Below are 7,202 nucleotides of genomic sequence, written 5' to 3' on the forward strand. Positions count from 1 at the left end.
GTTCCCCTTTTAGCATCTGTGTAAACTTGCTCCCCCCCGCCTGCAGGAAAGACCTCGCAGCAGCAGGTATCGACTGACGCTTTTAGCCGTCGTTTGAGCTTAAGAGCGGACCCAAGTAATTGTTTTGTAAGGAATACAACCAGAGTATGAGCGCAGGCCTATACAGACCTGAGGAAGTCCGCGACAACTGCGGATTCGGTCTTATCGCGCACACCTCGGGCGACGCGAGCCACCGTTTGTTACAGGTAGCTATCGAATCCCTGACGTGCATGACCCACCGTGGCGGCATCGCATCTGATGGCCGGACGGGAGATGGCTGTGGCTTGCTGATGCAAATGCCCGAGGCGTTTATGCGCGCGCTGGCCAAAGAGCACTTCGATGCCGACGGCATTGGTCGTCTTGCAGTAGGGCAGATTTTTCTTAATCAGGATGCGGCGCCCGCTCAGGCTGGGCGCGATGCGCTGGAGGCAGCCCTAAAAGACCAAGGCCTTAAGGTTCTGGGCTGGCGAGAAGTGCCGGTAGATACCGCGGTCTGCGGCGAGATTGCACTGGCGGGCTTGCCGCGCATTGAGCAGGTGTTTATTGACGCCGGTGACTTAACTCAGGACCAGCTATCTACGGCCTTGTTTGTGGTGCGCCGTAAAACCGAAATGGCCACCGCAGACGATCCGGAGTTTTATATCTGCAGCCTGTCTTCGCGGGTGATCGCCTACAAGGGCCTGGTCATGCCCGTGGATTTGCCACGCTTCTATCACGATCTTTCTGATGAGCGTCTGTGCACCGCTATCTGTGTGTTCCACCAACGTTTCTCTACTAACACCATGCCCCGTTGGCCCCTGGCTCAGCCTTTCCGGCTGCTGGCGCACAACGGTGAGATCAATACCATTGATGGCAACCGGAACTGGGCCACCGCTCGTACGGCCCTGTTTGAAAACGATCGCTTACCGGACATCGCGGATATCGCCCCTCTTGTGAATCGCAGCGGTTCCGACTCTTCTAGCCTCGATAACATGCTGGATGTATTGCTTACCGGTGGCGTTGATATGCCCCGGGCTCTGCGCATGTTGATTCCGCCTGCCTGGCAGAACATCGAGTCTATTGACCCGGACCTCAAGGCTTTCTACGAATATCACTCCATGCATATGGAGCCCTGGGACGGACCGGCGGGGATCGTACTTACTGACGGTCGCTACGCAGTGTGCCTGCTGGATAGAAACGGTTTACGTCCTGCGCGATGGGTGCGTACCACCGATGGCTTTATCACGGTGGCATCGGAAATCGGCACCTACGATTACCGCAATGAAGATGTGGTGGCCAAGGGCCGGGTGGGGCCCGGTCAGTTACTGGTCATCGATACTCATACCGGTGAGTTTTTGCAAACCGATGAGATCGACAATCGACTTAAATCAGCCCACCCCTACAAGCGTTGGCTAAAAGAAAGCTCCCAGCGCATCGTGGGGAGTTTTCACGGCGAGGGTACACAGGGCATCGAGCCGGAAGACTTGCAGGCTTACATGAAGATGTTTCAGGTCAGCTTCGAGGAGCGGGAACAGGTTCTTCGTCCTTTGGCTGAGTCCGGAAATGAAGCTGTAGGTTCCATGGGGGATGACACCCCTATGGCGGTGCTGTCGCTCAAGCAGCGGTCGCTCTACGATTACTTCAGGCAGAAGTTTGCTCAGGTTACTAATCCACCCATCGACCCCCTTCGCGAAGCGATTGTTATGTCGCTGGAAACCGCCATCGGTGTGGAGCGCAATCTGTTCCATCTGGGCCCGGAACATGCGGATCGGGTGATATTGACGTCCCCGGTGTTGTCGCAGGGCAAGTTCAACACACTGATAAATCTGGATCGTCCCGGATTTCACGTGGCGGATATTGATTGCAGCTTTGACCCCAAAGAAACCGATTTACGGAGTGCCGTCGAGGCACTAAAAGAGCAGGCCGAGAAGGCCGTGCGCGACGGCAAAACCATTTTGCTGCTGTCAGATCGACGCATCGAAGCGGGCCGCTTGCCCGTGCACAGCTTGTTGGCCACGGGCGCGGTGCATCACCACCTGATTCAGATAGGTCTGCGCTGTAATGCCAATCTATTGGTAGAAACCGCGAGCGCCCGAGATTCGCACCAGATTGCCTGCTTGCTCGGCTTCGGTGCTACGGCGGTGTATCCCTATCTTGCTTACTCTGTGCTCGAAGAGCTCTTGCGCAACGGAGAGCTCTTGGGTGAGCCCGGCGCCTGCTACAAAAACTATCGTCGCGGCCTGAACAAAGGCCTACTTAAGATCATGTCCAAGATGGGCATTTCCGCTGTGAGTTCCTATCGCGGTGCGCAGCTCTTTGAAGCCGTGGGTTTGTCACGGGAAGTGATCGATCTGGCTTTTTGCGGTGTGGCGAGCCGAATCGAGGGAGCGCGTTTTGTCGACCTGCAGGAAGACTCCGAAGCACTCGCAAGATTGGCAAGTAGCAATCGCAAAGGTATTAGCCAGGGCGGGCTTTTAAAGTACGTCCATGGGCAGGAATACCACGCGTTCAACCCCGATGTGGTTATGACTCTCCAGCAAGCGGTGTCTACGGGCGAGTACAGACATTATCAGAGCTATGCAAAGCTGGTGAACGAACGTCCGGTTGCAACACTGCGTGACTTGTTTACGCCAGTGGCCAGTGAAGGCCCGATTCCCATCGATGAGGTGGAACCGGTTGAGGCGATCATGAAGCGCTTTGACTCGGCCGGTATGTCCCTCGGTGCTTTGAGTCCTGAGGCGCATGAGGCTTTGGCTGCGGCCATGAATCGTGTAGGCGCTCGCTCAAATTCCGGTGAAGGCGGTGAAGACCCCGCGCGTTTTGGAACCGAGCGAGTATCCAAGATCAAGCAGATTGCCTCGGGCCGCTTTGGCGTGACCCCGCACTATCTGGTTAACGCTGAAGTGCTGCAGATTAAGGTGGCTCAGGGCGCCAAGCCTGGCGAGGGCGGTCAGCTCCCCGGCGGCAAGGTCAACGAGTTGATAGCCAGATTGCGCTACTCCGTACCCGGAGTGACGCTCATTTCGCCGCCACCCCATCACGATATCTACTCTATCGAAGATCTCGCACAGCTGATATTTGATCTAAAACAGGTCAATCCCACCGCGCTGGTATCGGTAAAACTGGTCTCTGAGCCTGGCGTTGGAACCATTGCCGCGGGTGTGGCGAAAGCTTATGCGGACCTGATCACCATTAGTGGCTATGACGGTGGAACTGCTGCAAGCCCCTTAACCTCTATTCGTCACGCGGGTTCCCCCTGGGAGTTGGGCCTCGCGGAGGTGCAGCAAACACTCCGGGGTAACGGGTTGCGTGGCAACGTTCGGCTGCAGGCTGACGGCGGCATGAAGACGGGCTTGGATGTTGTGAAGGCCGCAATACTCGGCGCAGAGAGCTTCGGTTTTGGTACGGCGCCCATGGTGGCCCTAGGCTGTAAGTATTTGCGCATATGCCATTTAAACAATTGCGCTACCGGTGTTGCCACGCAGAACGAACATCTGCGCGATGATCACTTCAACGGCACCGTGGAAATGGTGGTGCATTTCTTTACCTTCGTCGCTCAAGAAACTCGCGAGTGGTTGGCAAGTTTGGGTATGCGATCTTTGGAAGAGTTGATCGGTCGCACGGATCTTTTACACCGTTTGCCGGGGGATACTGCGAGACAGCGATCGCTGGATCTCGCACCTATTCTGCATAAGTCAGAAGACGCTGAAGGGCAGCCAGAATTTTGCATGGTCGCCTCTAACGATCCTTTTGACCGCGGTGAGAAAGCCGAGGCTATGCTGGCGGAGACGCTGTCAGCCATTGAATCAGGAAGTGGCGGAGAGTATGCGTTCACCGTGACCAACTGCGATCGCTCTATCGGCGCACGACTCTCTGGCGAGATTGCCAGACGTCACGGCAACATGGGTATGGAGAATGCGCCGCTGGTGCTCAAGCTCACGGGAACCGCAGGACAAAGCTTTGGCGTGTGGAACGCCGGCGGCCTGCATATGTATCTCGAGGGAGACAGTAACGACTACGTGGGTAAAGGTATGGCTGGCGGCAAGCTGGTCATCTATTCGCCGGCAAATAGTCGCTATGCCTCTCAAGAAACTACCATTATAGGTAACACCTGCCTGTACGGTGCTACCGGCGGCGCGCTTTACGCCGCGGGCATCGCGGGAGAACGTTTCGCCGTGCGTAACTCTGGCGCCCACGCCGTAGTTGAAGGCGCCGGGGATCACTGTTGCGAATACATGACCGGTGGCTGTGTCACGGTTCTTGGAGATACGGGTGTGAACTTTGGTGCGGGTATGACCGGTGGTTTTGCCTATGTACTTGATCAGCAGCGACAGTTTATCGACCGCTATAACAGCGAGCTGGTAGAGATTCATCGCGTGAGTTCCGAGTACATGGAAGCCTATCGAACCCACTTGCTGGATATTCTCAACCAGCATGTGGAAGAGACAGGTTCTTCCTGGGGTCGTGAGATCCAGGAAAATTTTGAAGACTACGTAGGTAAGTTCTGGCTGGTTAAACCCAAGGCCGCCGATCTTCAGCAGCTGCTGAGCCGCCTGCGAGAAACAGACTAGGAAACACGCTGGAGCGACCTCAATGAGTGGACGCGTAAGTAACAATTTTCAGTTTATCGATGTCGGTCGTGCTGACCCCGATAAAAAGAATCTGCCTGCCCGTAAAACCGAGTACGTGGAAATCTACGATCCTTTTACCAAAGCCCAGGTAGAGGATCAGAGCGATCGCTGTCTGGAATGTGGCAATCCTTACTGTGAGTGGAAGTGCCCGGTACACAACTTCATCCCGAATTGGCTGAAGCTGGTCACCGACGGCAACCTCTTTGAAGCAGCGGAGTTGAGCCACCAAACCAATACCCTCCCCGAAGTCTGCGGTCGAGTATGTCCTCAGGATCGTTTGTGCGAGGGCGCCTGCACCCTGAATGATGGTTTTGGTGCCGTGACTATTGGATCCGCAGAGAAATACATTACCGATACCGCCTTTGCCATGGGATGGCGGCCGGATCTTTCGGACGTGGTTCCTACCGATAAGCGCGTGGCTATTATCGGCGCGGGCCCTGCCGGGCTTGGCTGTGCAGACATTCTGGTGCGCGCGGGTGTGAAGCCGGTGATCTTTGATCGCTATCCCGAGATTGGCGGTTTGCTGACCTTTGGTATTCCCGAGTTCAAGCTCGAGAAGCAGGTCATGATGCGTCGTCGCGAGATTTTCACCGAGATGGGCATGGAGTTTCAGCTAAATACGGAAATCGGTCGCGATATCAGCATGGACACGCTGCTCCAGGAGTACGACGCGGTCTTTATGGGAATGGGCACCTACAAGCCAATGCGCGGAAACTTCCCCGGTGAAGACTTGCCGGGAGTGTACAAAGCCTTGGATTTTCTTATTGGCAACGTGAACCATAATTTAGGGTTTGAGCAGCATCCAGATGCCTACATAAACCTCAAAGGTAAGCGCGTCGTTGTACTCGGTGGTGGTGACACCGCTATGGATTGCGTGCGTACCGCCGTGCGTCAACAGGCCGAGCATGTGATTTGTGCTTACCGACGGGATGAAGTGAACATGCCCGGCTCGCGAAAAGAAGTTGCTAACGCGCGGGAAGAGGGCGTGGAGTTTTTGTTTAACCGTCAGCCCGTAGAAGTCGTCGAGTACTTTGGCGATGCCTGTGGTGTCAAAACCGTTCAGACCCGTTTGGGTGAACCGGGCCCTGATGGACGTCGTCGCCCGGAAGCTATTCCTGGTAGCGAAGAGGTTTTGGAAGCCGATACCATCATCATGGCATTTGGTTTTCAGCCAAGCCCGGCGCCGTGGTTTGACGATGTGGGTGTCGACGTAAATGAGTGGGGCGGGGTGGTTGCACAAGAACATCAAAAGTTTGGCTTTCAGACGACTAACCCCAAAGTCTTTGCTGGCGGCGACATGGTGCGCGGCTCAGATCTGGTGGTTACCGCTATCTGGGAAGGGCGCCAGGCAGCTGAGGGCATTCTCGATTATCTTGAAGTTTAGCGACCCTGATCAGCAATGACACATAGCATGAATTTTGTGAATCGCCGGCTATAAGCGGCCGACTGAGGAAAAAATAACAATGAGTGAATTGAAGAACGATCGTTTTCTGCGTGCCCTGATGCGCCAACCTGTTGATCGCACGCCTTTGTGGATGATGCGCCAGGCAGGCCGCTACTTGCCTGAGTATCGTGCTACTCGAGAGCAAGCTGGATCGTTTTTAGACTTGTGTAAAAACACTGAGCTTGCTTGCGAAGTAACTATGCAACCACTGCGTCGCTACGCGATGGATGCGGCGATTCTGTTTTCTGACATTCTGACGATTCCTGATGCCTTGGGTCTTGGACTTTACTTTGAGACCGGTGAAGGACCGCGGTTTAGAAAAACCGTACGCAGCGCCGAGGATCTAGCGGGACTCAACTCTTTTAAGGCGAGTGATGATTTGGGTTACGTGATGGATGCGGTCAGCGCCATTCGCAAGGAGCTGAATGGCTCTGTACCGCTTATTGGTTTTTCTGGCTCACCCTGGACTTTGGCGACTTACATGGTTGAGGGAGGTTCTTCCAAAGATTTCTCTCGGGTGAAGACCATGGCCTACGATCAGCCGGAGCTCATGCACGAACTGCTGACCCTACTGGCGGATGCTGTTGCCGATTACCTTACCGCGCAGGTCGAAGCCGGCGCGCAGGCTCTGCAGATCTTCGATACCTGGGGTGGCAGCCTGAGTGCGGCCGCTTACAAAGAGTTCTCTCTTAAATACATGCAGCGTATCGTGTCTCGCTTGCCTCGGGAGGCTGATGGCCGCCCTGTCCCGGTGATTGTTTTCACTAAGGGTGGTGGGCAGTGGCTGCCGACTATTGCTGATTGTGGTGCGCAGGCTGTAGGTATTGACTGGACCACAGATATCTCGACCGCGAAGAAGCTGGTTGGTGATCGAGTAGCGCTGCAAGGCAATATGGATCCGATGATGCTATTTGCATCGCCTGAGCGTATTCGTGAGGAAGTAGCGAGCATTCTGGCAGGCTTTGGCCACGGCAGTGGCCACATCTTCAACCTGGGTCACGGCATCACTCCGGGCGTAAACCCCGATCATGTGACGGCCTTTGTAGATGCAGTGATTGAGTTGTCGCCCCAGTACCACCGCGACTGATTTTAGTCGTCGCAGCAGGGCC

The 7,202-nt window shown here is 55.3% G+C and carries 3 protein-coding genes; all 3 read left to right on the forward strand.

Going from position 1 to position 7,202, the window contains the following annotated elements:
* Positions 1-146 precede the first annotated feature (146 nt).
* The 3 genes from gltB (at position 147) to hemE (ending at position 7,180) form a co-directional block, all read left to right on the forward strand.
* Positions 147-4,589 (forward strand): glutamate synthase large subunit, encoded by a 4,443-nt coding sequence (gene gltB / locus AB8B76_RS06570; RefSeq protein WP_405271218.1) that lies wholly within the window; start codon positions 147-149, stop codon positions 4,587-4,589.
* Between the two features lie 22 nt (positions 4,590-4,611).
* Positions 4,612-6,033: an FAD-dependent oxidoreductase gene (locus AB8B76_RS06575; protein WP_405271219.1), complete on the forward strand. Its 1,422-nt coding sequence runs from the start codon at positions 4,612-4,614 to the stop codon at positions 6,031-6,033.
* Positions 6,034-6,112: 79 nt separating this feature from the next.
* Positions 6,113-7,180, forward strand: coding sequence for a uroporphyrinogen decarboxylase (hemE, locus tag AB8B76_RS06580; RefSeq protein WP_405271220.1), 1,068 nt, complete (start codon positions 6,113-6,115; stop codon positions 7,178-7,180).
* Positions 7,181-7,202: the final 22 nt, after the last annotated feature.

It is taken from the genome of Congregibacter sp., assembly GCF_045107095.1.
Taxonomy (GTDB): domain Bacteria; phylum Pseudomonadota; class Gammaproteobacteria; order Pseudomonadales; family Halieaceae; genus Congregibacter.

Bases quoted from the DNA above. Each gene is read 5' to 3' on its own strand.
- gltB (WP_405271218.1), top strand. From the start codon at position 147: ATGAGCGCAGGCCTATACAGACCTGAGGAAGTCCGCGACAACTGCGGA.
- AB8B76_RS06575 (WP_405271219.1), top strand. From the start codon at position 4,612: ATGAGTGGACGCGTAAGTAACAATTTTCAGTTTATCGATGTCGGTCGT.
- hemE (WP_405271220.1), top strand. From the start codon at position 6,113: ATGAGTGAATTGAAGAACGATCGTTTTCTGCGTGCCCTGATGCGCCAA.